Genomic DNA, 599 nt, shown 5'->3' with positions numbered 1-599 from the left:
TGGTAAAGAGTGGCTGAGTGCCCAATTGTATTAAAATCCGTAACGGTGAGGAGCGATGCACAGATTGATGGCCATATTGGCGGTATAATTCGGCACTTCGTTGGCGGATATGCGCCGCTGCTTGCCGTGCACGATCGGGATGCGGGCTATATGCAGTCAGTTTTTCCAACTCTTGCGCTATCTGTTCAAAACTACGCGCATCAGAATAAATAGGGATGCCTAACGCCGCCAATTGGTCTAATGGACGCTGTGGATTTCCCCCGCGCCACGCAAGGATCAGATCAGGTTTTAACGCTAAAATACGTTCAACATTGATTCCCTGCCAAGAAGCAACCCGTTCTAATTTATTTGCCGCCGCCGGATAATCAGAAAAATCACTGGCCGCTATCAATTTTTCTCCTAATCCAGCCGCGTAGGCGAGTTCAGTGGTGCTCGGTGCTAAGCTGATCACCCGCTCTACAGCGGCATATACCGGTAATGCGATTAACCAATATCCTAGCAAGCCGATAAAAAAATAATATATACCCTTCGTCTTTGCAGCCGCCGCGTTGTTGGCTGAGGGGGCTCGCCTCATCAGGTAGTAGTCTGCGCTCATCGGT

At 49.7% G+C, this 599-nt stretch carries 1 protein-coding gene; it reads right to left on the bottom strand.

Features of this window, described 5'->3' with window-relative positions:
- Nucleotides 1-574, bottom strand: a 574-nt coding sequence (locus REG_RS14800; protein WP_455549906.1) for a helical backbone metal receptor, incomplete at its 3' end; no start/stop codon positions are given.
- Nucleotides 575-599 lie beyond the last annotated feature (25 nt).

Source organism: Candidatus Regiella insecticola LSR1 (genome assembly GCF_000143625.1).
Classification (GTDB): Bacteria; Pseudomonadota; Gammaproteobacteria; order Enterobacterales; family Enterobacteriaceae; genus Regiella; species Regiella insecticola.
Note: the sequence above shows the minus strand (reverse complement) of the source record. Positions and strands in the feature narration are given on the sequence as shown.